Annotated in this window: 22 protein-coding genes and 1 riboswitch; of the genes, 13 read left to right on the forward strand and 9 right to left on the reverse strand. The window is 62.2% G+C overall.

Going from position 1 to position 24239, the window contains the following annotated elements; translation table 11 throughout:
- Positions 1–158: 158 nt before the first annotated feature.
- From HPQ62_RS09830 to HPQ62_RS09865, 8 genes are all read right to left on the reverse strand, one after another.
- Entirely contained in the window at positions 159–935 is a 777-nt protein-coding gene (locus tag HPQ62_RS09830) for an ABC transporter ATP-binding protein (RefSeq protein WP_425312617.1), read from the reverse strand.
- On the reverse strand, positions 932–1933 hold the full coding sequence (locus tag HPQ62_RS09835; protein ID WP_174802355.1) for a FecCD family ABC transporter permease: 1002 nt from the start codon (positions 1931–1933) through the stop codon (positions 932–934). Before HPQ62_RS09835 ends, HPQ62_RS09830 begins: the two co-directional genes overlap by 4 nt.
- A complete protein-coding gene (locus tag HPQ62_RS09840; RefSeq protein WP_174802356.1) occupies positions 1926–2789 on the reverse strand; it encodes an ABC transporter substrate-binding protein in 864 nt (287 codons plus the stop codon). Before HPQ62_RS09840 ends, HPQ62_RS09835 begins: the two co-directional genes overlap by 8 nt.
- A complete protein-coding gene (locus HPQ62_RS09845; RefSeq protein ID WP_174802357.1) occupies positions 2790–4709 on the reverse strand; it encodes a TonB-dependent receptor plug domain-containing protein in 1920 nt (639 codons plus the stop codon).
- A gap of 147 nt (positions 4710–4856) precedes the next feature.
- Positions 4857–5056, reverse strand: a riboswitch (cobalamin riboswitch).
- Between the two features lie 118 nt (positions 5057–5174).
- Positions 5175–5639, reverse strand: coding sequence for a DUF421 domain-containing protein (locus HPQ62_RS09850; protein WP_174802358.1), 465 nt, complete (start codon positions 5637–5639; stop codon positions 5175–5177).
- 74 nt (positions 5640–5713) lie between these two features.
- Positions 5714–7018: a nicotinate phosphoribosyltransferase gene (gene pncB, locus HPQ62_RS09855; protein ID WP_174802359.1), complete on the reverse strand. Its 1305-nt coding sequence runs from the start codon at positions 7016–7018 to the stop codon at positions 5714–5716.
- 130 nt (positions 7019–7148) lie between these two features.
- The gene (locus HPQ62_RS09860) at positions 7149–7379 is read right to left on the reverse strand and encodes a hypothetical protein (protein WP_174802360.1); all 231 of its coding nucleotides are present in this window, start codon (positions 7377–7379) and stop codon (positions 7149–7151) included.
- Positions 7380–7382: 3 nt separating this feature from the next.
- Positions 7383–7604, reverse strand: coding sequence for a hypothetical protein (locus HPQ62_RS09865; RefSeq protein ID WP_174802361.1), 222 nt, complete (start codon positions 7602–7604; stop codon positions 7383–7385).
- A gap of 226 nt (positions 7605–7830) precedes the next feature.
- On the opposite strand from HPQ62_RS09865, the gene HPQ62_RS09870 reads away from it, so the two are divergent.
- The 3 genes from HPQ62_RS09870 (at position 7831) to HPQ62_RS09880 (ending at position 13403) form a co-directional block, all read left to right on the forward strand.
- A complete protein-coding gene (locus HPQ62_RS09870; protein WP_174802362.1) occupies positions 7831–9192 on the forward strand; it encodes an NAD(P)-dependent oxidoreductase in 1362 nt (453 codons plus the stop codon).
- A gap of 12 nt (positions 9193–9204) precedes the next feature.
- On the forward strand, positions 9205–10518 hold the full coding sequence (gene preA / locus HPQ62_RS09875; RefSeq protein ID WP_174802363.1) for an NAD-dependent dihydropyrimidine dehydrogenase subunit PreA: 1314 nt from the start codon (positions 9205–9207) through the stop codon (positions 10516–10518).
- Between the two features lie 206 nt (positions 10519–10724).
- A complete protein-coding gene (locus HPQ62_RS09880; protein ID WP_174802364.1) occupies positions 10725–13403 on the forward strand; it encodes a bifunctional diguanylate cyclase/phosphodiesterase in 2679 nt (892 codons plus the stop codon).
- Here HPQ62_RS09880 and HPQ62_RS09885 read toward each other — a convergent pair.
- On the reverse strand, positions 13400–14035 hold the full coding sequence (locus tag HPQ62_RS09885) for a TetR family transcriptional regulator C-terminal domain-containing protein (protein ID WP_174802365.1): 636 nt from the start codon (positions 14033–14035) through the stop codon (positions 13400–13402). The genes HPQ62_RS09880 and HPQ62_RS09885 overlap by 4 nt on opposite strands.
- Before the next feature lie 205 nt (positions 14036–14240).
- Between HPQ62_RS09885 and HPQ62_RS09890 the strand changes: the two genes are divergently transcribed.
- The 10 genes from HPQ62_RS09890 (at position 14241) to HPQ62_RS09935 (ending at position 24235) form a co-directional block, all read left to right on the forward strand.
- Complete coding sequence (locus HPQ62_RS09890; RefSeq protein WP_174802366.1) at positions 14241–15488, forward strand: Zn-dependent hydrolase; 1248 nt, start codon at positions 14241–14243, stop codon at positions 15486–15488.
- Positions 15489–15658: 170 nt separating this feature from the next.
- The gene (locus HPQ62_RS09895) at positions 15659–16051 is read left to right on the forward strand and encodes an endonuclease domain-containing protein (RefSeq protein ID WP_174802367.1); all 393 of its coding nucleotides are present in this window, start codon (positions 15659–15661) and stop codon (positions 16049–16051) included.
- Positions 16052–16301: 250 nt separating this feature from the next.
- Positions 16302–17756 (forward strand): dihydropyrimidinase, encoded by a 1455-nt coding sequence (hydA, locus tag HPQ62_RS09900; protein ID WP_174802368.1) that lies wholly within the window; start codon positions 16302–16304, stop codon positions 17754–17756.
- A gap of 3 nt (positions 17757–17759) precedes the next feature.
- Entirely contained in the window at positions 17760–18419 is a 660-nt protein-coding gene (locus tag HPQ62_RS09905) for a LysE family transporter (RefSeq protein WP_174802369.1), read from the forward strand.
- Positions 18420–18842 carry an NUDIX hydrolase gene (locus HPQ62_RS09910; RefSeq protein ID WP_174802370.1) on the forward strand — a complete coding sequence of 141 codons (423 nt, stop codon included), beginning with the start codon at positions 18420–18422 and terminating at the stop codon, positions 18840–18842.
- Positions 18839–19630, forward strand: a complete 792-nt coding sequence (locus tag HPQ62_RS09915; protein WP_174802371.1) for an ABC transporter ATP-binding protein — start codon at positions 18839–18841, stop codon at positions 19628–19630. The genes HPQ62_RS09910 and HPQ62_RS09915 overlap by 4 nt, the downstream gene beginning before the upstream one ends.
- 281 nt (positions 19631–19911) lie before the next feature.
- Positions 19912–20781 carry an ABC transporter permease gene (locus HPQ62_RS09920; protein ID WP_174802372.1) on the forward strand — a complete coding sequence of 290 codons (870 nt, stop codon included), beginning with the start codon at positions 19912–19914 and terminating at the stop codon, positions 20779–20781.
- A complete protein-coding gene (locus tag HPQ62_RS09925; RefSeq protein WP_174802373.1) occupies positions 20778–21644 on the forward strand; it encodes an ABC transporter permease in 867 nt (288 codons plus the stop codon). Before HPQ62_RS09920 ends, HPQ62_RS09925 begins: the two co-directional genes overlap by 4 nt.
- A gap of 29 nt (positions 21645–21673) precedes the next feature.
- Positions 21674–22669, forward strand: coding sequence for an ABC transporter substrate-binding protein (locus HPQ62_RS09930; protein ID WP_174802374.1), 996 nt, complete (start codon positions 21674–21676; stop codon positions 22667–22669).
- A 384-nt stretch (positions 22670–23053) separates the two neighbouring features.
- Positions 23054–24235, forward strand: coding sequence for an efflux RND transporter periplasmic adaptor subunit (locus HPQ62_RS09935; protein ID WP_174802375.1), 1182 nt, complete (start codon positions 23054–23056; stop codon positions 24233–24235).
- The last annotated feature ends 4 nt before the right edge of the window (positions 24236–24239 follow it).

The following is a 24239-nucleotide window of genomic DNA, read 5'->3' on the forward strand; positions in this document are numbered from 1 at the left end:
GAGGCCGGCTGCCAGTCCAGATCGCTTTCCTGGGCGCGCGGACTCTTGCTCCGAAGTCGGCCAAATGGTGACGCAAGCCGGGAAAACTGCGGTGTCTTAGCGAAATCGCCGCCTTCGCGCAATGGCGCTTTCAGCGAAGCCGGGACTGCGCCGTGCACTTATTTTTGCGAAAGCCGGGTCGGCATCACCAGCGGGCCGCCGTCGGCGTGGCCGAAATAGGCCTCCACGCCATAGACCCGGCGCAGGTTTTCGGGCGTCAGCACCCGTTCGGGCGTTCCATCTGCGATGATGCGCCCCTGATCGAGCACGACAACACGGGTGCACCAGCGGGCGGCAAGGCCCAGATCGTGCAGCGACACGAGCACGGAACGCCCCTCGCGCAGGAGCGAATAGAAGACTTCCATCAGCCCGATCTGGTGGGCGGGATCAAGCCCCGCGACCGGCTCGTCCGCCACGAGAAGCGGCGTGGCCTGGGCAAGCGCGCGCGCGATCAGAACCCGGGCGCGCTCGCCGCCCGAAAGCGTGTCGGCGGCGCGATCTGCAAAAGCGTCGACGCCCATGCGCGCCATCGCTTCGGCGATGATCTGCCCGCCCGCGAAATCGCCGACGGCGCCGCGTTCGCGCCAGGGCTGCCGGCCGAGCGCGACGACATGGCGCACCTTGACCGGCCAGGCGATCTCGTGATCCTGCGGCAGGAACGCCACGCGGCAGGCGCGCTCCACGGCCTTGAGGCTTTCGAGCGGACTTTCCTGCAGATGAACCGAGCCGGTAGCGGGCAGCAGACCGATGGCCGCCTTCAGGAGCGTGGTCTTGCCGGCGCCGTTCGGTCCGATCAGGCCGACGAACTCGCCGCGGCGGACCTCAAGATCGACGCCATCAACGATGGCGCGGCCATCCCGTCTGACCGTCAGGTTTTCGGCGCGCAGCAACATCACAGGAGCTCCCTGCGGGTCTTGTAGATCAGCCAGAGAAAGAAGGGCGCCCCGATCAGCGCGGTAACAACGCCGATCTTCAGATCCCGTTCGGGCGCCACCACCCTGACCGCCACATCCGCCGCCAGCAAAACCGCCGCGCCGCCGAGCGCGCTTGCCGGCAGCAGTCGCGACGGAACGGAGCCGACCAGCGGCCGCAGCACATGCGGGACCACAAGACCGACGAAGCCGATCGTGCCGGCGACGGCTGTTGCAGCGCCCACGCTTGCCGCCACGCCCCAGATCACCTGCTGCTCGGTCCACCTTGGCGACATGCCGAGACTTGCCGCGGCGTCGCTGCCAAGCGTGAGGACGTCCAGGGAACGGCGCGCACTGAACAGCAGCACCCATCCGGCCAGCATGAAGGGTGCCGACAGCCAGACATGCAGCATGGACCGGTCCGCAAGCGAGCCCAGCATCCAGAACATGATTTCGGCGGCGGCAAACGGATTGGGCGAGAGATTGAGCGCAAGCGACGTCATGGCGCCCGCGAAACTCGTGACCGCAACGCCCGCGAGGATGATCGTCAGACTGCGTGATCCCCCGCCCGCCAGAAACCGCACCAGCACCACGGCGGCAAAGGCAAAGACCAGCGCCAGCGCCGGCAGGGCAATCACGAACAGCGCCGACAAACCGGTATAGATTGCGATCACCGCACCCAGAGAGGCGGACGCCGATACGCCGAGAAGGCCGGGCGCCGCCAGCGGATTGCGCAGATAGCCCTGCAGCACGGCGCCGGAAAGGCCGAGCGTCGCCCCGATCATCAGCCCGAGAATGGCGCGCGGCAGACGGATTTCCTGCATGATCAGCACGATCGAGCCCGCATCGCGCCCGAACAGGCCGGCGATGCTGTGGCCAAAGCCGATCGCGGCAGGACCGACTGTCAGCGAGGCCATGAACAACACGCAGACAGCCACGCAAAGCGCCGCCATCAGCCGAACGTAACGCCGGTCTTCACTCATCGCCCGCAGCTCCTGCCAGCCGGGCGGCAATCAGCGAAATGCCCGCGACATTAAAGGGCCCGCCGCAGATCGAGTAGCGGCTGGGCAGCACGACATAATCCGCCTTTTCGGCTGCAGCGACGAAGGCCGGATGGGAAAAACCCTGCTGCGCCAGAGAGGGCGCGTCGTAGCCGACATCCCCGCCGATGATCACCTCGGGCGCCGCCATCAACAGCCGTTCGAGCGGCAGCCGGCCGAGACTGTCGAGGCCAGTGGTCGCCGCGATGTTGACGAGGCCGAGCCGCGCGATCATCTCCCCTGCAAGGCTGTTTTCGCCCGATGTATAGCCATTTGCGTAGTAGAGCGCCGCCGTGCGCGCCGTCGCGGGCATCGCTGCAAGCGCGGCGAGGCTTTCATCCATGTTGGCAATCAAGGCCGCCGCCGCCTGCCCCCTGTCGAGAAGAACGCCGAGACGGACGAGGTTCTTGCGTACATCGTCAAGAGAAGAGGCCGGCGGGAATTCCGCTACGGGAATACCGAGCCGCTTGAGGAGATCAACCGTGGGGCGGGTGGTATAGGTTCCGGCGAGCACGAGATCGGGCTTCAGTTGAAAGACCTGCTCCGCAAGGCCGGTATTCTGCGGATAGGCCGCCGCTTCCTCCGCCATCATCGAGACAGCAGGGTCTGCGGCAAGCATCGAGACAGACACCAGCTGTCTTTCCGCGGCAATCATCATCGCCATCTGATCAGTGCAGAGATTGATCGACACCACCCGCCCGGGCGCTGCCGAAACCGTGGAGGAAAACAGAAGCAGGAACCCGGCGCACGCAGCAAAGAGACGGTGAACGTTTCGTTTGGCGTACGCCGGGGATAGCATCTAGAAGGTCCTTCGGTAGGCAAGGGTGACGGTCGTGCCGGGGCCAACATAGCCGGTGATCGTCTCGTAGTCCTCGTTGAAAAGATTTTCGACCGCGAATTTGATGTTTGACAATTCGTCCACGGCATAATTCGCGGAAACATCGACGAGGGTATAGGCGCCAAGCTGGGGATTGTAGCTTGACGTATTGGTCCAGCGGCTGCCGACATATTCGATATCGGCGGCAAGGTTCAGCCGCTCGGTTGCCTGCCAGCTTGCCGCTGCCGTGAGCTTCAGCCGGTTCTGGTCGGCAATGTACTGGTCGTCGGTCTCGTTCTTCGGCAGGCGGTATTCGAAGCCGAAATCAAGGCCGAGGCGGTCATTGAGAAGGGCCTGCGAATAGACGGCGCGCACGCCGGAGACCTTGGCCTTCTCGATGTTCTCCATGGTGCCGATATAAGTTGGCGGTCCGGAAACGTAGACGATCATGTCGTCGATATAGTTCTCGTAATAGACGACATCGACGACGCTGCCATAGCCGGAATCCCAGTTGAGCCCCGCTTCCCAGTTCTTCGAGGTTTCCGGGTCAAGATTGGGGTTGCCGACATACGACCCGTCAAAGGCCCAGTAGAGATCGTTGAAGGTTGGCGCCTGGAAGCCGGTGGAGAAGGAAGCGCGCGCGGTCAGGCCTTCCACCAGTTCGTAGCCGAGGCCGACATTGTAGGTCAGCGCGCCGCCAAACTGTTCGTCGGCATCGTAGCGCAGGCCGGAATTCAGCGTCAGCGCGTCGACCTCGAGGCTGTACTGGCCATAAACCGCCCCGACGCTGCGGCCGGTTTCGGTGTAATCGACCGAGGAATCCACGGTTTCGCGGTAGGCGTCAAAGCCCAGCGTGAACACGTTGAGCGCATCGCCAGCGACGACTTCCCTGGTGGTCGAGCCGGAAAGGCCGACGCGGTTCGTGTCGTAATGGGTCTCCGCCTCGGGATGATCGTTGCGGAAATTCTTCTGGTAGTCGAAGGCCGAATAGAGCTCGAACACCGAGGACCAGTCATCCGCATGGTCGATTTCGGCGCCGAGCTTGAAGGCGGAATTGGTCTGGTAAGACTGATTGGCGCCGTAGACGAGGTCTCCGGTGTAGAAATCCGTGTAGGGCGCGCTGTCGAAATGCGGGTTGGAACGCGAATAAAAGCCCTGCGAGTAAACGCGGCCCCAGGCGAAATCCTTGCCGATCGAATAATTGAAGGCGCCCTGGAGGAAACCGTCGCGGCCGGACTCGTGCACGAAATTGTCAGGCGTGGTGAAATCGTAGCCTTCGGTGCCCAGGAGTGACAGGCCGACATTGAAATCGACGCCGTTTTCGGTGATGCCGCGCGCGGACAGCGTACCGAAGCCGCCCCAGGGATAGGTTACGCCGGTTTCGACCGTGGTGCAGATCGCAGCCCCAGTCTCGCAGGCGCTGCCATCCTTGGTGATGATGTTGACGACGCCGCCGATGGCATCCGATCCCCATTGCGCCGAATGCGCGCCTTCGACGATCTCGACCCTTGCGACGCTGGCAAGCGGGATGTTGGCGATGGCAGACGTACCGCTGGTTGCCGACGACACCCGCATGCCGTCCACCAGCACGAGCGTCTGGCCGGCATTGACGCCGCGAAGGGTGAGGCCCGCCTCGGCGCCCTGGCCGCCATAGGTCGCAACATTGACGCCTGGATAGCGCCTCAAAAGCGACGGCAGATCGACGGCTGCGGAACGCTCGATGTCTTCTTCGCTCACCACGGTCACGGTGGAAGTGGACTGCACGATCGTCGACGGCCGGCGCAGCGGCGTGACGACATAGACCGGCTCAAGCACCGTGGTGGCCACGGCTTCCTGCGCAAGGCCCTCTCCGGCCGACGCAAGCACTGCGGCTGCAACGCCTGCAGCAATGAATTCTCTCATATCAAATCCCCATTCGGGCCGGCAAAAGGCCGGCGCAAGACACCGTGGGGAAGGAAGCGGGGCGCACCCGGCATCCATCCACGGCAACATCGTTTCGAATGTCACCGCGACGGACGTCCGCGCCTGAACAAGAACCCCGTGTTCAAGCAAGGGTGACTGGATCGGGCAGGTCTCCTGGCTTCCGCGTCATCGCCATTGTCTCCGTCTTCCCGGGCAAGCCCAGTGACATATGGAAACGGCTCTGCGGTTACAGTTGCGGGGGCAGCCACGGATTGGGGGCAAAAGCCCTGTGCCGTGTTCCCTTTTCATCCGCTCTTTCGAACGGAACCTGATCCGCGCGCAACCTATGCTGCAGACATAAGGCAAGTCAATGAACCTTGATGCGCCATTTGTAGGAACGATTTCAAGCTATTGCGTTCCGGCCACAGGTTGGAGGCAAAGCCGGGCCTCGACGGGCCCGCGCTTTCAGCGCGGGACCACGCTCAAGGAGCCGTCGGTCTCCAGAATGACGCTGGAAATGGCGTCCAGCCCTTCATTGCCGCTTGCGCGTACCGCAGCCCGCACCTCATCCTCGGTCAGCCTCTGGCTCTGCATCGCCTGTCTCAGAAACTCTCCGTCACGCGCCACCAGGGTCGGTTCGCTCTTTACCAGGTGGTTGATGACGGAAAAGCGGACGGAGAGCCAGGTAATGGCAAATTGCAGGAAGATCAGCAGCGCCAGCGCTGCGGCACCTTCGGCAAGAGGCACGGACTTGCTGAGCGTGACGGTTGCAAGGATGGAGCCCAAAGCCACGGTCACCACAAGATCGAAGGCGTTGAGCTTGGAAAGCGTTCGCTTGCCGCTGACGCGCAACATCACCACGAGGGCGACATAAGCGAGACCGCCGATGACGAGGACCCGGAGGATTCCGGCAAAATTATCAAAAAACATCCGCGTTCTCCCTTTTCTCCTAGAGGCAACGCCCGCTTGGGAGAAAAGGTCCTGAAGCTTGCCGGAAAGACCCGTCAAACCAGGACAGGGTGAACGTGCATGTCTTCCGATCCGAAGAACTTGAGATAGCGCTCGACTTCCGCAGGATCGCCGGTGGCCTTCTGCGGATTGTCCGAAAGCTTCACTGCCGGACGGCCATTGGCGTCGGAGACCTTGCAGACGATGGAGATCGGTTTCAGGGCGCCGACGCGATGCGGCGCGCAGCCGATGAAATCATTGGTGAGATTGGTGCCCCAGCCGAAGCTCATGCGCACCCTGCCCTCGAAATGCTTGTAGGTTTCGATGATCGCATCGACATCCAGCCCGTCGGAAAAGATCAGGATCTTTTCGCGCGGGTCGCGGCCCATCTTCTTCCACCAGTCGATGATCTTTTCGCCGCCCTCGATCGGCGGCGCGCTGTCGGGGCGGAAGCCGGTCCAGTCGGCGACCCATTCCGGCGCGTTGCGCAGAAAGGCGGCCGTGCCATAGGCATCCGGCAGCGCGATCAGCAGATTGCCGCCATAAAGCTTGTTCCAGTCCTGCATCACCTTGTAGGGCGCTGCGGCCAGTTGCTCGTCGGTCTCGGCGAGCGCTGCAGCTACCATCGGCAGTTCATGCGCATTGGTGCCGACGGCCTCCAGATCGGTATCCATGGCGAGCAGCACGTTGGACGTGCCGGTAAAGGCGGGGCCGATCCCTTCCTTCAGCGCTTCCACGCACCAGCGCTGCCACAGGAAGGAATGGCGGCGGCGGGTTCCGAAATCCGAAATCCGAAGGCCATCCAGCGCTGCAAGCCGCTCCACCTTCGACCACATCTTGGCCTTGGCGCGGGCATAGGTGACATCGAGCGTGAACAGGCCGATGCCCTTCAGCGCGGCGCGCGAGCGCAATTCATTGATGATGCAGAGCGCCGGAATTTCCCACATCGTGGTTTCCATCCAGCGGCCGTGAAACGCCAGATGAAACTGGCCGTCCTCGCGCGTCAACTCGTATTCGGGCAGGCGGAAATTGGCGAGCCAGGTCAGGAATTCAGGCTCGAAGATCTGGGAGCGGCCGTAAAAGCTGTTGCCCGCGAGCCAGATCATTTCCTTTTTCGTCAGCTTGATCTCGCGGGCGTGATCGAGCTGGGCCCGCAACTCGCCCTCGTCGATTTCGTCGGCAAGGCGGACGGACGTGGTGCGGTTGATGAGCGAGAACGTGGCGTTGACGTCGGGATAGAGCTTCCAGATCATCTGCAGCATCAGCAGCTTGTAGAAGTCGGTATCCAGAAGACTGCGGATGATCGGGTCGAGCTTCCAGCTATGATCATAGACCCGTGTGGCAATATCGGTCTTGGCCATCGCCTCCCCGCTCCTTCAGGCGCCGTTCCAAAAGGGCCATGGGCCCGCTGGGCCCATGACTTAGCGCCTAAATCCTTCAAGATAAAGAGCGCGACGATGGTTTTGCTCTAAACGAGTTTAACGGCGGCCATCACTGGGCGGCTGGCGCCGTCTGCTCGGCGTCCTCGGTCACCGTTTCGACAGCCGGGTTCCCCCCCTGCGGCGCGAACATTTCCATCACAAACCAGACGGCGCCAGCCAGCACCAGCGCAGCAATCAGCACATAGATCACGCTCCGGCCTTTTTCGGACTGGCGGGCCTCGGTCGGCGTCACTTCCGGACGGTTGCCGCTCTTCGGTCCGCTTTTATTGTTGTCCATCATATCTTACTCCGGTCTCGGCGTGTCGAAGAGCCATTCCGCGCCGCCCCATATCAGAACGACAGCCACCATGATGCCGATCATGATCAAGATGACGTGCTGGGCCCGGTTGAGGTGGCGGCCTTCCGTCGGCGGCACACCGGTGTCGTCTTCCGCGTTCTGCGGGTAGTCCTTCTCGCCCGGATATTTCACGGGGCGGACTTCCTTTGGATCGAAATGCGTTGCCATATTGCCCTCCATGCCCGCACATGTGCGGGGAATGCTTGAAGGACGGAACGTCCCGGAAGGATGCTTTGTTCCGTCAGCAAAAAGCCGGGGAGCCCAGCGGCCGGTGGCAGGCAGAGCGGAATGACAGTCATTTCCTCCTGGCCGCGCGTCAAAATTTTACCGTTTGATAAATTTTTATTTTCGCAGTAGCATTTTCGACAATAACCTAAAAATGGGGAACATTGTTATGCGAGACTTGAATCCTGCCCTGAAGGGCCGGCGCCTTGCGCCTGACGACTATCATCGCAATTTTTCGGATCTGCACCCGCCGCTCGACAGGCACGAGGCTGCAGTCGAGGCCGACCGCTGTTACTTCTGCTACGACGCACCCTGCATGACGGCCTGTCCGACGGCCATCGACATTCCGCTGTTCATCCGCCAGATCGCAACCGACAATCCGATCGGCGCGGCCAAGACGATCCTCAACCAGAACATCTTCGGCGGCATGTGCGCCCGGGTCTGTCCCACCGAAACGCTGTGCGAGGAAGCCTGCGTGCGCAACACGGCGGAGGAAAAGCCGGTCGAGATCGGCCTTCTGCAGCGTTACGCCACCGATGCGGCGATGGCCGAAAACAGGCAGTTCTATACCCGCGCGCATGAGACCGGAAAGCGCGTCGCGGTGGTCGGCGCCGGGCCAGCGGGCCTTGCCTGCGCCCATCGCCTGGCCATGGCCGGCCATGACGTGATCGTGCTCGAGGCCAAGGAAAAGGCCGGCGGCCTCAATGAATTCGGCCTCGCCGCCTACAAGACCGTCGACGATTTCGCGCAGAGGGAAATCGAATATCTGCTCCAGATCGGCGGCATCGAGATCCGCGGCGGGCAGATGCTCGGCCGCGATTTCACGCTCGGGGAACTGCGCCGCGATTATGATGCCGTGTTCCTCGCCATCGGCCTTGGCAGCGTCAATGCGCTCGAGGTGCAGGGCGAGGACATTGCCGGCTGCGAAAACGCCGTCGATTTCATCGAGGCGCTGCGCCAGGCCGACGACATTGCCGACATCACCGTCGGCAGCCACGTGGTCGTCATCGGCGGCGGCATGACCGCGATCGACGCTGCGGTGCAGGCAAAGCTTCTCGGCGCGGACGAAGTGACGCTCTGTTACCGCCGCGGCGCAGACGCCATGGGCGCTTCCAAATTCGAGCAGGAGCTTGCCGCCTCGCGCGGCGTGTTCATCCGCCATTATCTGGCGCCGAAGGAAATCCTCGGCGAGAATGGTTCGGTCACGGGCGTGCTGTTCGAGCATACCGCGATGAAGGACGGCATGCTGGTTGCGACCGGCGAGACGGGCGTGATTGCCGCCGACCATGTATTGAAGGCGATCGGCCAGACCTTCGTCAGCGATCATCTTGAAGACCTGAAACTCCGGAACGGCCGGATTGCCGTCGATGCCGAGGGTCGGACCTCGCTTCCCGATGTCTGGGCCGGCGGCGACTGCGTGAAGAAGGGCGAGGACCTGACGGTCACCTCCGTTGCCCAAGGGCGCGATGCCGCGATTTCCATCAATCATGTTCTCGCCGGCGAAGCGCCGCTTGAAACCGCTGTGGCCTGAGGAGACAAGACAATGGCTGATCTCAGAAACGATTTCGTCGGTATCAAGTCGCCCAACCCGTTCTGGCTCGCCTCCGCGCCGCCGACGGACAAGGCCTACAATGTCGAGCGCGCCTTCCGCGAGGGCTGGGGCGGCGTGGTGTGGAAGACGCTCGGCGAGGAAGGCCCGCCGGTCGTCAACGTCAACGGCCCGCGCTACGGCGCGATCTGGGGCGCGGACCGCAGGCTTCTCGGCCTCAACAATATCGAGCTCATCACCGACCGCGACCTCTATCTCAATCTCCGCGAGATCAAGGAAGTGAAGATGCGCTGGCCGGACCGCGCCATCGTGGTCTCGATCATGGTCCCTTGCGAGGAGGAAAGCTGGAAGGCGATCCTGCCGCTGGTGGAGGAAACCGGCGCGGACGGCATCGAGCTCAATTTCGGCTGTCCCCATGGCATGTCCGAGCGCGGCATGGGTGCCGCCGTCGGCCAGGTGCCGGAATATGTCGAGATGGTGGTGCGCTGGTGCAAGCAATATACCCGCATGCCGGTGATCACCAAGCTGACGCCGAACATCACCGATATCCGTCATTCAGCGCGCGCCGCCCACAAAGGCGGCACCGATGCCGTGTCGCTGATCAACACCATCAACTCGATCGTCTCCGTCGACCTCGACAATTTCGCGCCGAACCCCACGGTCGGCGGCAAGGGCACCCATGGCGGCTATTGCGGCCCGGCGGTGAAGCCGATCGCGCTCAACATGGTGGCCGAGATCGCCCGCGATCCCGAGACCGCCGGCCTGCCGATCTCCGGCATCGGCGGCGTGACGACATGGCGGGATGCCGCCGAATTCATGGTGCTCGGCGCTGGCAATGTGCAGGTCTGCACCGCGGCGATGACCTATGGCTTCAAGATCGTCAAGGAGATGATCTCCGGGCTTTCGGCCTATATGGACGCAAAGGGTTTCCGCACGCTCGACGAACTCTCCGGCCGCGCCGTGCCGAACGTTACCGACTGGCAGTATCTCAACCTCAACCACATCACCAAGGCACGGATCGACCAGGATTCCTGCATCAAGTGCGGCCGCTGTCACATCGCCTGCGAGGACACCTCGCACCAGGCGATCACCGCGATGGTCGATGGCGAACGGCACTTCATGGTGAAGGAAGAGGACTGCGTCGGCTGCAATCTCTGCGTCAATGTCTGTCCGGTCGAGGATTGCATCGACATGGTGACGCTGGCGGCGGGAGCGCGGGATGACCGCACCGGTGAGACGGTGTCTGCGGAATACGCAAACTGGACCACCCATCCCAACAATCCGATGGCGATCAAGGCTGCCGAGTAAGCCTTGATCCACGCAAATAAAGGGCCGCGGAACAAGCATTTTCCGCGGCCCTTTCTTTTTAAGCTTAGTTTAAATAAGTAAATATTAATGCAATAAATATTTTCCTATGAATATTTCCGTTTGTTGCTATGTTTGACGTGATTATACACTGTTGATCCGGATCATTGCTGCCAGAATTGCAGATGATGATCGACGGACGGAACGGCATGGCACAACCGGCGACATTATCCAGACGCAGAACATGGGGCCTTATCCCGAGCGACATTCTTGCCGTCGTGGTGACGGTACTGGTCCTTGCGTCGATGTTCTTCGCCAATCGCGAGATGGACCGCAACTTCACGGCCAATCTGCGCCTCCAGACGGCCGAAAAGATAGCGCTTTCCAGCGCCGAGGTGCTGGGTGGGATCCGCGAAAACCTGAAGCTCGTCGAAGGACTTGGCCTGACCGTTGCGCTGGAGCCGGAGATTTCGTCGAAAAGGTTTGAAAACCTGTCGCGCAAGCTTCTGAGCCAGGATTCCGCGCTCGACAGCCTTGCCCTTTCGCGCGACATGACCATCGAGATGGTGTTCCCCTTCGCCGAAAACCGCGAGGCGATCGGCCTCAACTATCAGGATCGGCCGGACCAGATGGCCGCCATCCGCAAGGCGCTTTTGACCCGCGAACCGGTGGTCGATGGTCCGATCCCGCTGGTGCAGGGCGGCTCGGCGCTGATGGTCTACTATCCCCTCCATGACGGTCCGGACAATGATGTCTGGGGAATACTGAGCTCACTTGTCGATCTTGAGCGCCTGTTTTCCGCCGATACCGTCACCCACGTCCACCCCTCGCTCGAGTTTGCGGTGAGCAAGGATGATGTGTCGGGAAGACCGGACCGGATCCTGTTCGGCAATCCCGACGTGTTCGACAAGGATCCCGTCACGCAGCCCGTCGAGCTTGCCAATTCGCAATGGACGGTCGCCGCCGTGCCGCGCGCCGGCTGGAACGAGCCGCTGGAACAGCGCCTGTCGCGCCGCGCGCTCATCGATTCCATCGGCATTCTCATCATCGCCTCGATGGTGGGCATTGCCAAGCTGATGCGCGAGCGCAACCGCAACATTGCGGCGCTCAGACTGCGCGAGACGGAACTTCAGGGTCTGTCACAACGCATGCAGTTCGCGCTCCAGGCATCCCGCATCGGCGTCTGGGAAATGGATGTGGAAACCGGAAAGGCAATCTGGGACGAGCGGATGTACGCGCTCTACGGCGAAAGCCCACGGAGCGAGAAGAACGGCGTCGAGATCTGGTCCGAGCGCCTGCATCCGGAAGACCGCCAGCTCGAATTCGAGCGGCTGGAGCAGTTTCTGGCGACCGAGCAGAATTTCCGCAGCGATTTCCGCATCGTTCTCGACGGAGGCGAGATCCGTCACCTTCAGGTCTTCGGCGGCTTCTACCGCGATCTCGACAACCACCCCCATGTCGTCGGCGTCAACTGGGACATTACCGAGGACATCCGCCTGCAGGACGAACTCGTGCATGCCAATGCCGAGGCGCAGCAGAAGAACCGCGAACTCGAGCGTGCCCAGGAGGTGCTGCGCCACAATGCGCTGCATGACGGGCTGACGGGCCTTGCCAACCGCAGCTATCTCGAAAACGCGTTCGTGAAGGGCGACGAGAAAACCTCCGTCTATCCGCCCTATGCGGTGCTCCACATCGATCTCGACAGGTTCAAGGACATCAACGACACGCTCGGCCATGGCGCGGGCGACGCGATGCTACGCCATGCCGCCAACATGCTGCGCACGATCGCAACCACGCGGGAATTCATCGCCCGCATCGGCGGAGACGAGTTTGCGCTCGTGACCCACTGGCGCGGCGATGCCGAAAAGCTGTCGCATCTCGCGCAGGATATCATCCGCGCCTTCGGCAAGCCGTTGCAATATGGCGAGCATCGGGTGAGGGTCTCGGCAAGCGTCGGCATTGCCTGGATGGATGACGAGACGACCTCGATGCGCGAAGTGCTGGTGAACGCGGCGATCGCGCTCTACGAGGCCAAGCAGATGGGCCGCAGCCAGGCGGTGATCTTCGACAGCACACTGCGCAAGATCGCGATCACCAACAAGAAGGTCGCCGACGAATTGCTGGTGGCGCTGGAAGACGACCAGTTTCAGGTGTTCTACCAGCCCCAGATTTCCGCCCGCACGCTGGAGATCGAAGGCGTCGAGGCGCTGGTGCGCTGGCGCCATCCGGAACGCGGCATGCTCGCCCCCGCCCACTTCATCACCACGGCGGAAACCACGGGCTCGATCGCGCGCATCGATGCGGTGGTGCTGAAAAAGGCCGCCCTGCAGCACCGGCGCTGGCAGGAGAAGGGCCTCCACCTGCCGCATGTCTCGGTCAATATCTCGGCCCAGCGCCTCACCGATCCGGGGCTTCTGGAAAGCATCCGCGCGATCGCGCCGGCGCCTGGAACGCTGTGCCTCGAACTTCTGGAATCGATTTCCTTCGACGATCAGGGCGCCAACCTCGAAACAAGCGTGGCCGCGATCAAGGCACTCGGCGTCGATGTCGAGATCGACGATTTCGGCACCGGCTATGCCTCGATCCTCAGCCTGCTCTCGCTGGAGCCGAAACGCCTGAAGATCGATCGGCAGCTGGTGTTTCCGATCACCACCGGCCCGAGCCAGCGCCGGCTGATCGCCTCGATCGTGGAGATCGGCCAGGCGCTCGGGATCGAGGTGATTGCGGAAGGGGTCGAGACGCTGGAACATGCGCGGATCCTGCGCGAACTCGGCGTCGACACCTTCCAGGGCTATTTCTTCGCGCCGCCGCTCGACAGCGCAGCGTTCGAGCGCTTTGCCCGCGAGCGCCGCTGGGTGGCGTCGTTCCTGGAAAAGGACGTGCTTTAACGCACGATCAGGCCGTTGACGAACAGGGTTTCGAGATAGCGCGCCGCATCCTCGAAGCGGCCCTCGCCCGAAAGCCCCTCGCCCAGCACCGCGCGCACCTGGACATCGAAGTCGGCATAATGCTGGGTGGTGGCCCAGATCGAGAAGATCAGATGATAGGGATCGACCTTGCGCAGCCGGCCCGCCCGCTGCCAGGCGCGGATCACCTTTGCCTTCTCGTCGACGAGGTCCTTCAACTCGCCCTTCAGGAAGGTCTCGGTATTGGGGGCGCCCTGTATCACCTCGTTTGCAAACAGCCGGCTTTCGCGCGGAAAGTCGCGCGCCATCTCCAGCTTGCGGCGGATATAGGACCTGATCTCGGTTTCCGGATCATTGTCGGCATCGAAGACCCGCAGCGGATCGAGCCAGATATCCATGACGCTTTCGATCAGCGCCGAAAACATCGCTTCCTTCGAGCGGAAATAATAGAGCACGTTCGGCTTCGACATGCCGGCGGCGTCTGCAATCTGATCCACCGTCGCGCCCCGGAAGCCACTTGCGGAAAACACATCGAGAGCGGCCTCGAGTATCTGCTCCTCCTTCGCTTCCTGAATGCGCGTGCGCCTTTGCGTGCGTGCCGCCCGTGCCGTCATTTCCACCCTCGTTCCTCTCGTTTGCCGGAGCATTCCATAGACTGTTTATGCCTAAAATCAAATCATGCCGAAAGCTTGAGCAAATTCATGCAAAAATGCAGCTGAATCTCATTTTGATCCCTTGAGCCCGGCGATGGAAGCTGTAAAGTTTACCAACCGGTCAAAAACACGAGAGACGCCGAAACGGCGCAACAGGGGAACAGCAATGGCGGCAGGCGAAAACATGCGGATCAATGGCGACCGCCTTTGGGACGCGCTGATGGAAATGGCGAAGATCGGACCCGGCGTCGCGGGCGGCAACAACCGCCAGACGCTGACGGATGCCGATGCCGAAGGGCGCGCGCTCTTCAAGCAATGGTGCGACGCGGCGGGGCTATCGATGGGCGTCGACAAGATGGGCACGATGTTCATGACGCGCGCCGGCACCGATCCCGACGCGCTGCCCGTCTATGTCGGCAGTCATCTCGACACCCAGCCGACGGGCGGCAAGTATGACGGCGTGCTCGGCGTGCTGGCCGCGCTCGAACTGGTGCGCACGCTGAACGATCTCGACATCAAGACGAAGCATCCGATCGTCGTTACCAACTGGACCAACGAGGAAGGCGCGCGTTTCGCGCCGGCGATGATGGCATCGGGCGTGTTTGCCGGCGTCCATACGCTCGACTACGCCTACAATCGCAAGGATCCCGAGGGAAAGAGCTTCGGCGACGAGTTGAAGCGGATCGACTGGATCGGCGACGAGGATGTCGGCCAGCGCAAGATGCATGCCTATTACGAATATCATATCGAGCAGGGCCCGATCCTCGAAGCCGAGGACAAGCAGATCGGCGTCGTCACCCACTGTCAGGGCCTGTGGTGGCTGGAATTTACCCTGACCGGCAAGGAGGCCCATACCGGCTCGACGCCGATGGCGATGCGCGTCAATGCGGGCCTTGCCATGGCGCAGATTCTGGAGATGGTTCAGAAGGTGGCGATGGAGGCCCAGCCGAACGCGGTCGGCGGCGTCGGCCAGATGTTCTTCAAGCCCAATTCCCGCAACGTGCTGCCCGGCACCGTGACCTTTACCGTCGACATCCGCACCGTCGACCAGGACAAGCTCGACCGGATGCGCGCCGCAATCGAGAAACAGGCGGCAGAAATCTGCGAGGACCTCGGTGTCGGCTGTTCCGTGGAAGCCGTCGGCCATTTCGACCCTGTGACCTTCGATCCGACTCTGGTTGAAAATGTCCGCGAGGCGGCGGTCGAGCTCGGCTACAGCCACATGGACATCGTCTCCGGCGCCGGCCACGATGCCTGCTGGGCCGCCAAGGTCGCGCCTGCCACAATGGTGATGTGCCCCTGCGTCGACGGGTTGTCGCACAACGAGGCCGAGGAAATTTCCAAGGAATGGGCCATCGCCGGGGCGGATGTGCTGCTCCGGGCCGTGCTGAAGACGGCGGAGATTGTGGAATGATGGCGGGCGCCGCGCCCTCACCCGGCGCATGCGCGCCACCCTCTCCCCAAGGGGAGAGGGGGAGCGTGGGGCATGTTCTCAGCTACCGACCGGCACCATCATCAGACGCGAAGCGCCGCCCCTTCTCCCCTGAGGGGAGAAGGTGGCCGAAGGCCGGATGAGGGGGGCTCATGCCAAACGCTCGCACCCAATTCGCACGCGCTTTACGTCGCAACGAAACGGATGCCGAGAAAGTGCTTTGGCGCGAGATCAGAAATCGCAATCTCAACGGCTTCAAGTTCGTGCGCCAATATCCGATCGGCCCCTACATCGCCGATTTCGCCTGTCGGGAAAAAGCGCTTGTCGTTGAACTGGATGGCGCGCAACATGCTGAAAGTATGAGAGATACGGAGAGGACGCGTTATATTAACAACTCAGGCTTTTCAGTTATCCGATTCTGGAATGACGAAGTGCTTCGAGAACGAGACGACGTCCTCGAAACCATCGTCGGCATTCTCGAAGATCGACTGATCAAAGCCTGCGACGCTACCCGTTTCTCCCCTGCCACGGAGCAAATCCATTGAAGTCCACCCAAAAGCCCCCGCTCCGCTCCCGCGGCTTCATCGGCGCAAGGCCAGCCTCCTCCGTCAGCGCCGATACCGGGCCCGAAAAGCTTTCCGGTCCGGCGAAGAGCCGGGGCGCGGTCAAGCCGAACACGGGGACAGCGCCGCGGGGGCTTGAAGAAAACATTCCGCCACGGCCAAAATGGCGGATAAAATGAACGCATGAACGAGAAGCGGAAAACCGCCCGTTGAAAGCATGAAGGGAACAGAAATGAGCACAGTCATCAAGGGCGGCACGGTCGTGACCGCGGACCTCACCTACAAGGCCGATGTGAAGATCGAGGACGGCGTCATCACCGCAATCGGTCCCGATCTTTCCGGCGACGAGACGCTGGATGCGGCGGGCTGCTACGTGATGCCCGGCGGGATCGATCCGCATGTCCATCTCGAAATGCCGTTCATGGGCACCTATTCCTCCGATAATTTCGAAAGCGGAACCCGCGCGGGCCTTGCCGGCGGCACCACCATGGTGGTCGATTTCTGCCTGCCCGATCCCGGCCAGTCGCTGCTCGACGCGCTGACCCGCTGGGACAACAAGTCGACCCGGGCGAACTGCGACTACTCCTTCCACATGGCGATCACCTGGTGGGACAAACAGGTGTTCGAGGAGATGGAAACCATCGTCAAGGACAAGGGCATCAACACCTTCAAGCACTTCATGGCCTACAAGGGTGCGCTGATGGTGAATGACGACGAGATGTATGCCTCGTTCCAGCGCTGCGCCGAACTGGGCGCGCTGCCGCTGGTCCATGCCGAAAACGGCGATGTCGTTGCCAGCATGCAGGCAAAGCTCCTTGCCGAGGGCAATAACGGCCCCGAAGGCCATGCCTATTCGCGCCCGCCGGAAGTGGAAGGCGAGGCCACCAACCGCGCGATCATGATCGCCGACATGGCAGGCGTTCCCCTCTACGTGGTCCACACCTCCTGCGAGCAGAGCCACGAGGCGATCCGCCGCGCGCGCCAGAAGGGCATGCGCGTCTATGGCGAACCGCTGATCCAGCACCTGACGCTGGACGAGAGCGAGTATTTCGACAAGGACTGGGACCATTCCGCTCGCCGGGTGATGTCCCCGCCGTTCCGCAACAAGATGCATCAGGACTCACTCTGGGCCGGACTGCAGGCGGGTTCGCTCTCGGTCGTCGCCACCGACCACTGCGCGTTCACCACCGAGCAGAAGCGCACCGGCATCGACGATTTCACCAAGATCCCGAACGGCACCGGCGGGCTGGAAGACCGGCTGCCGATGCTTTGGACCTATGGCGTCGCCACCGGTCGCCTGACGATGAACGAGTTCGTGGCGGTCACCTCCACCAACATCGCCAAGATCCTCAACATCTATCCGCAGAAAGGCGCGATTCTGGTCGGCTCCGACGCCGATATCGTGGTCTGGGACCCCAATCGCGAGAAGACGATCTCGGCCGGAAACCAGCAATCGGCGATCGATTACAACGTGTTCGAGGGCAAGCATGTGAAGGGTCTCCCGCGCTTCACGCTGACCCGCGGCAAGGTCGTGATCGAGGAATCGACCGTGAAGACCGAGGAAGGCCACGGCAAGTTCGTCGCCCGCAAACCCTTCACGGCCGTCAATTCCGCCCTTTCCACCTGGAAGGAGCTGGTCGCCCCGCGCAAGGTGGAGCGCTCCGGCATTCCGCGCTCCGGGGTCTGAGCCGTGGACTGGTCCAATATCGCAGCCTTTGCGGCCACCGAATTCCTGCTCTGTCTTTCGCCCGGCCCGGCGGTGCTGCTGGTCGTGGGGCTTTCGATGCGGCAGGGGTTCTGGCGCTCGCAGGCGGCCTCCGCCGGCATCATCACCACCAATGCGGTCTATTTCGCGCTGTCGGCGGCGGGCGTCGCTTCGCTCATTCTGGCGAGCGCCACGCTGTTCTATGTGCTGAAGATTGTCGGCGCGGTCTATCTCGCCTGGCTCGGCATCAAGATGATCGTTCCGCTGTGGTGTTCCTGGCGGCGCGGCGAGAAGGGCGACCGGCCGCTTGCCGAGGCTGAAAATACCGCGCCCCGCGCCGCGACGAGCCCGCTCAGGCTCTACTGGAAAGGCATCAGCATCCAGGCGGCAAACCCGAAGAACCTCGCCTTCTTCGTCGCCATCCTGCCGCAGTTCATCGATCCCGCAGGCCCCGTCGCCCTGCAGATGGTGGTGCTCGGCAGCATATCCGTGCTGCTCGAAATTCCCGTTCTCATCGTCTATGCGCTTGCCTTTTCGGCGCTCGCAAGGACGATCACGGAACGGTTCGTGCTCTGGATCGAGGCGATTGCGGGCGGCATCCTCATTCTGCTGGCCGGCGCGCTGGCATTCGAAAGGAGGGCATAGATGGACAACGTCATCCGCATCGCTGTCGCCCTGATCATCAACGACAGGGGCGAGATGCTGACCGTCAGAAAACGCGGCACCTCCGCCTTCATGCAGCCAGGCGGCAAGATCGATGCCGGCGAGACGCCGGTCGCGGCCTTGATCCGCGAGCTTGGCGAGGAACTGGCGCTTAAGGCCGCACCCGAGGATTTCGCCTATGAGGGCCGCTATCGCGAACAGGCAGCCAACGAGCCGGGCATGATTGTCGAGGCGGACGCCTTTTCGTGGCTCGCTGCCCCCGCCGTATCGCCACAGGCGGAAATCGAGGAGGTGAAGTGGTTGCCGGTCGATGGCCCCATCACCGAGGAACGCGCGGCCCTTTCCCGCAATCATCTCTTCCCGATTGCGCGCAAGCGCCATGCCGAGGCCCGGAGACACGCATGACCGAACACTCACCCCTTTCCGTCGTCTCGGCGAAAGATCTCTGTCTCACCTTCAACACCAATGACGGCCCGGTGCATGCGCTGAAGGATGTCGATCTCGAGGTGAAGAAGGGCGATTTCGTTTCCTTCATCGGCCCGTCCGGCTGCGGCAAGACCACCTTCCTGCGCGTGATCGCCGATCTGGAGAAAAGCACCGCCGGAGAGATCACCGTCAACGGCACCACGCCGGAAAATGCCCGGCTCGACCGCTCCTATGGCTATGTGTTCCAGGCTGCCGGTCTCTACCCCTGGCGGACCATCGCGAAGAACATCGCGCTCCCGCTCGAAATCATGGGCTATTCGAAGGCCGATCAGCAGCGCCGCATCGAACGGGTGCTGGAACTCGTCGATCTTTCAGGCTTTGGGAAGAAATTCCCATGGCAGCTCTCCGGCGGCATGCAGCAGCGCGCCTCGATCGCCCGCGCGCTCGCCTTTGATGCCGATCTTCTGCTGATGGACGAGCCCTTCGGGGCGCTCGACGAGATCGTCCGCGACCATCTCAATGAACAGCTCCTGAAGCTCTGGGCACGCACCGACAAGACCATCTGTTTCGTCACCCACTCGATCCCGGAGGCCGTGTACCTTTCCACCAAGATCGTGGTGATGAGCCCCCGCCCCGGCCGCGTCACCGATGTGATCGATAGCCCGCTGCCGAAGGAACGCCCGCTCGACATCCGGGAAAGCCCGGAATTCCTGAAGATCGCCCATCGCGTGCGCGAAGGGCTGCGGGCGGGGCATAATTATGAGTGATGCCGTCTCGATCATTGCCGAAGGTTCATTCGGAGATGGCGGCCTGGATCCTCGGGTCAAGCCCGAGGATGACGCAGGTGGAGGTGGTGAGGCTGTACAATCCGCTGGCGGCATTTTGGGTGAGGGAGGCAATGGCCTCATCAAGCAAACCCGGTTTCGCACCCTTTCCCATCCCCCCTCTCAGGGGTCATCCTCGGGCTTGACCCGAGGATCCAGGCCGGCTGTCCGCGAAAGCGGCCCGCTTACTGTTGGGACGGTCCGCACCGGAAAGGGAGACCGCCATGCTGCGTGACCGCGTCCTTCCCGTTGCCACCGTCGTGTTCGCCATTCTGGCGATCTGGTGCGTCTTCGTCGTCGTCATGAACCGGCAGTTCGTCGAGGACCAGGCCCGGCGCGCGGGTGAGGACATTGCCTTCACCGAGGTCGTCAAGCAGTCCTACACATTGGAGCGGCCGGTGCTGCCGTCGCCGCATCAGGTGGCGGCCGAGCTTTGGGATACGACCGCGAACAAGAAGATCACCTCCAAGCGCAGCCTCGTCTACCACGCCTGGATCACGCTGTCCTCGACGCTGCTGGGCTTTGCGATCGGCTCCGGCTTCGGCATCATCCTGGCGATCGCGATCGTCCATAACCGCACGCTGGACCGCTCGATGATGCCGTGGATCATCGCGAGCCAGACCATCCCGATCATCGCGATCGCGCCAATGCTGATCGTGGTGTTGAACGCAATCGGCATCACCGGGCTTTTGCCGAAGGCGCTGATCTCCACCTATCTGTCGTTCTTCCCGGTCGCCGTCGGCATGGTATCCGGGCTCCGCTCGCCCGATGCATTGCAGCTCGACCTGATGCGCACCTATAACGCCAATGCCCGGCAGGTGCTGTGGAAGCTGCGCCTGCCATCGGCCATGCCCTACCTGTTCACCTCGCTGAAGATCGCGATCGCGATCTCGCTGGTCGGCGCCATCATTGCCGAACTGCCGACGGGTGCGGTGGCAGGGCTCGGCGCGCGGCTTCTCTCCGGCTCCTATTACGGCCAGACGGTGCAGATCTGGTCGGCGCTGTTCATGGCGGCAATCCTCGCCTCGATCCTGGTGGCCATCGTCGGCGTCGCGCAGGCCATGGTGCTGAAACGCATGGGGGTACGCCCATGAGCGGGTTCGTATGGTTTGCGCTTGCCTTCTGGCTCTGCGGCTGGGCCTTCAACGAATGGCTGGTGCGGCAGACATTCTCCAACCGCATCCTTGCCCGGCTGGCATGGTTTGCGGTCCCCGTGATCTTCGGTCTTGCGATCCTGATCATCTGGGAAGGCGTGGTGATCGCCTTCGACATTCCGCCGATCCTGCTGCCGGCGCCCTCCGATGTCTGGGCGAGGCTGATCACCTCGCTGCCGATCCTCTGGGCCGATTTCCGCCAGACCTTCCTGAAGGCGGTGCTGATCGGCTATGCGCTCGGCTGCGGTTCCGGTTTCATCGTCGCGATCCTGATCGACAGATCGCCGTTCCTGAAGAACGGGCTGCTGCCCTTCGGCAATTTCGTCGCAGCCCTTCCGATCGTCGGCATCGCGCCGATCATGGTGATGTGGTTCGGCTTCGACTGGCCGTCCAAGGCCGCCGTGGTGGTGGTCGCGACCTTCTTCCCGATGCTGGTCAACACCATTCAGGGCCTGTCTTCGGCAAGCGACATGGAGCGCGACCTGATGCGCACCTACGCCGCCTCGTGGCCGCAGACGCTGATCAAGCTCCGCCTTCCGGCCGCATGGCCGTTCATATTCAACGCGTTGAAGATCAATTCCACGCTGGCGCTGATCGGCGCTATTGTGGCAGAATTTTTCGGCACACCCACCGTCGGCATGGGTTTCCGGATTTCCACGGAAGTGGGCCGGGCCAATATCGACATGGTCTGGGCCGAAATTGCGGTGGCGGCGCTTGCCGGCTCCGCGTTCTACGGGGTGGTGGCGCTCATTCAGCGCGCCGTCACCTTCTGGCATCCCTCCGTCCGTTCGGGGCGGTCGTGATGGACAAAGCAAAATAGGGGAACGTAACCATGAAATCGACTTTTGTAGCGGCGCTTGCCGCAGGCGGCATGATGCTTGGGGCGTCACAGGCGTTTTCCGCCGATGAAATCACGCTGCAGCTCAAATGGGTCACGCAGGCCCAGTTCGCGGGCTATTATGTCGCCCTCGAAAAGGGCTTTTACGAGGAAGAAGGCCTCGACGTCACGATCAAGCCCGGCGGTCCGGATATCGCGCCGGCACAGGTGCTGGCCGGCGGCGGCGCCGATGTGATCGTCGACTGGATGCCCTCCGCGCTCGCCACCCGCGAAAAGGGCGTTCCGCTCGTCAATATCGCACAGCCCTTCAAGACCTCGGGCATGATGCTGACATGTCTCAAGGAAAACAACGTCACGAGCCCGGAAGATTTCCCCGGCAAGACGCTCGGCGTCTGGTTCTACGGCAATGAATATCCGTTCCTGTCGTGGATGGCCCATCTTGGCATTCCGACCGATGGCGGTCCGGAGGGCGTGACCGTGCTGAAGCAGGGCTTCAACGTCGATCCGCTGCTGCAGAAGCAGGCGGCCTGCATCTCCACCATGACCTACAATGAATACTGGCAGGTCGTGGATGCCGGCATTGCCGAAGACCAGCTCAACACCTTCAAATACGAGGATGAAGGCGTGGCAACGCTGGAAGACGGGCTCTATGTCCTGGAAGACGATCTGGCCGATCCGAAGTTCAAGGAAGACATGGTCAAGTTCGTCCGCGCTTCGATGAAGGGCTGGAAATGGGCCGAGGAAAATCCGGACGAAGCCGCCGAGATCGTGCTCGACTATGACGACACCGGCGCCCAGACCGAAAAGCACCAGAAGCGTATGATGGGCGAAGTCGCCAAGCTGACCGCCGGCTCCAACGGCGCGCTTGACCCGGCCGATTATCAGCGCACCGTCGAGGTTCTGCTCGGCGGCGGCTCCGATCCGGTGATCACCAAGCAGCCGGAAGGCGCCTATACGCTGGAGATCACCGACGCGGCGCTCGCCAAGTAAGGCCCGCACGGAAGAGGTCAGGCGATCGCCTGCCCTGCATAAGACTGTAACGTTTCAGCAACTGAATCATACGCGCAGCATCAAGCCGATGCTGCGCGTATTGCATTTTGGCATCAGATCGGATTTAAATCGAACCAACTGGTTCAATTGGCGAATGATCGCCATCGAACAATCTTGAAATCGGTCGCGACCGTAACGAACTGCCTCACGACCGGAAGCCTTCAGCCCCCTGGGACGGCTTCGCATTGTCATAGAAATTGATCTGGCGGCGATCCTGTCCGGCAGAGCGAACGTATCATATCGAGAAACGGGCCGCGGCAGACGACGGACGTTTTCTCATGACGGAACTGGCCTGTTGAAGGCCGCTTTGAGGTATCTCACACCATGCCGAGACAAACCCGCCTTGCCACCCTGACCGCCGTGCTGCTGGGCTTGACCGCCGCGCCCGTTCTTGCCGCAGATGCCGCCACCCAGGAAGGGTCGGCCGCCGCGCTTCCCGCGATCATGGTGACAGACGCAACCGTCAAGCCGCTGACCGAAACCGTGCTGGCAACCGGCACCATTCGTCCGGTGGAAGAGGTCTTCGTGCAGCCGCTGGTGGAAGGCCTTTCGATCGAAACGATTTCGGCCGATATCGGCGACCGGGTCGAGGCCGGCGATGTTCTGGCCACGCTTCGAACCGACATGCTGGAGCTTGAGCGCAGCAGCCTGAACGCCAACAAGGCGAAGGCCGTGGCAAGCCTTGCGCAGCTTCAGGCGCAGCTGACGGCGAGCGAGGCGGCGCGGACCGATGCCCGCCGCCAGTTCGACCGCACCCGCAAACTTGCAGACAATGGTTCTGTTTCCACCTCTATGGTGGAGCAGGCAGAGACCGAGGCGCTGCGCGCCGACGCAAGCGCGGCCGCGGCGAGCGAAGCGATTTCCGTCGCCAATGCCGAAATCGCCGTTACCGAAGCCAAGATCGACGACATCGATCTGAGGCTTGAGCGGACCAATATCAAGGCGCCCGTTTCCGGCGTCATTTCCGACAAGAATGCCCGCATCGGCGCCATTGCGACCGGCTCTGCAAGCCCGATGTTCACGATCATCGAGGATGGCGCGATCGAGCTTGTGGCTCAGGTGCCCGAAGACGCGGTGATGAAGATCGCGGTCGGACAGAAGGCGGCGATCTCGCTTGTGGGCTCCAATACGCCGATTAGCGGCACAGTCCGTCTGATCTCGCCGATCGTCGACGACACGACCCGGCTTGCGGATGTCTACATCAGCATCGACAATCCCGAAAGCGCGCGCTCGGGCATGTATGCCAGCGCCTCGATCATCACCAATGAAGCCGAAGATCTGGCGCTGCCGCTGACGGCCGTCAATATCAGCCAAAGCAAGGCCACCGTCCGGCGCGTCAAGGATGGGGTCGTCGAGATCGTCGATGTCCGCACCGGCATCCAGGACGGCGAAACCGTGCAGATTCTCGACGGCCTGTCCGAAGGCGATCAGGTTGTCGCCAAGGCGGGCGCCTATGTGCGCGCCGGCGACCGCATCAACCCCGTTCCCGCGACCGCGCCCAACTGAGGAC

Origin of the sequence: Martelella limonii (assembly GCF_013344475.1) — a bacterium.
Taxonomy (GTDB): Bacteria; Pseudomonadota; Alphaproteobacteria; order Rhizobiales; family Rhizobiaceae; genus Martelella; species Martelella limonii.